Genomic DNA, 1,347 nt, shown 5'->3' on the forward strand with positions numbered 1-1,347 from the left:
GCCCGCGACCACGCAGACCTACACCTTCCGCGCCGACATCACGTTCCTCGAACACGGACTCTTAACCCGCCAACACCGCTAACGCAACGGTGTTGCTCGTGTGGGCGTGCGATGATCTTGGTGAGGTCGTCGGGGGAGGGCTGGTTGTGGACACACCGTCGTACAAGGGCTATCGGTTCCCGGCCGAGATCATCAGTCACGCTATGCTGTGTGGCTGTATCACCGGTTCCCGCTGTCGTACCGCGAGGTCGAGCACGGCAGCTGTAGTTCTTGATCGGTTGGTCATTGTTGCTGGTCAGGTGGTTGCTGTGGCGGTGATGTTGTTCCAGCGGCGGTGGGCTTGGGTGGCTTGCTGTTGATGGTGGCGGCGCCATGCGGACCAGTGCAGGAGGTGCTCCAGGTCGCGGCGGGGAGAGCGTAGAACCGTGGCGCGCAGGAGCCGCAGGAGTTCGCGGGCGCTTGCGGGGGTGAGTGGGCCGCTGGGCGTCCGGGCGGCGGCGCGAGCTTGGGTGACGGCCAGGGTGGCTGCGGCGAGCATGCTGATCAGGCTCCAGCGCATCCAGGAGTTCCAGCAGGCGGTCTGGCCCTCGTCCAGGCCGCAGGCGGACTTTCCGGCCTGGAAGTCCTCTTCGATCTTCCATCTGCAGCACACCACGTCGACCAGGGTGGCCATGGTGACAGCAGTGGCGGAATGGCAGTGGTAGAAGGAGAGTTCGCGGGTGTAGCGGTGGCGGCGCACCACGAGACAGGAGTCCTCTTGCGCGGCGTTTTCGGGGGTGTCGTCGGCGAGGATGTCGATCATGGCCCAGTCGTAGTAGCGATCGCCCTTGGTCCCGTGGCCGGTACGCATGCGCATCCAGGTGCGGCGGGGTAAGCGGGCGGCGAGTTCGGTGGCGGTGAAGCGGCCGGCCGGGGTGGTGACGCGGTGGTCGGCGCGGACCGCGAGGACGTAGTCGAAGCCGAGTGCCCGGGCACGGCGCCGCAGCTCGCGACCGCCGTACACCTCGTCGCCGGCCAGCCAGCGGGCCGGTATCCCCAGGTCGCGTACACGCTGCAGCATGGCGGCCGCGAGCTGCGGCTTGGTGGCGAACAGGGTCTCGTCGGGGACGTGGGTGAGCATGCGGCGTTCCTCGTCGGCGGCCCAGCCAGCGCCCAGGTACAGGGCGCGGTCGATCAGCGTGTGCCCGTGCACCGAGGCGTAGGTGAGATGGACGGCGACCTGGCACAGGCCGATCCCGCCGGGGGCCCGTATTTCAATTAGTGCTCGGCAGAGGGGTGTTGGTGGGAGTCTGAGATATGACCTCGTGTCTGTCAGGCCGCGTTGCCGCTCGTGCTCTGCGGGCCAAG

1 protein-coding gene and 1 pseudogene are annotated in these 1,347 nt (G+C 67.5%); one reads left to right on the top strand and one right to left on the bottom strand.

All coding sequences use genetic code 11. The features are described 5' to 3' along the window. Nucleotides 1-146: 146 nt before the first annotated feature. Nucleotides 147-253, top strand: a pseudogene (locus ACZ7NC_RS45675) (IS6 family transposase); the annotation flags it as partial. Between the two features lie 42 nt (nucleotides 254-295). Here the strand turns inward: ACZ7NC_RS45675 and ACZ7NC_RS45680 are convergent. Beyond that, nucleotides 296-1,347 (bottom strand): IS701 family transposase (locus ACZ7NC_RS45680; protein ID WP_471498409.1); only part of this gene is annotated, 1,052 nt, incomplete at its 5' end.

The organism is Streptomyces sp. NPDC111802, assembly GCF_055634335.1.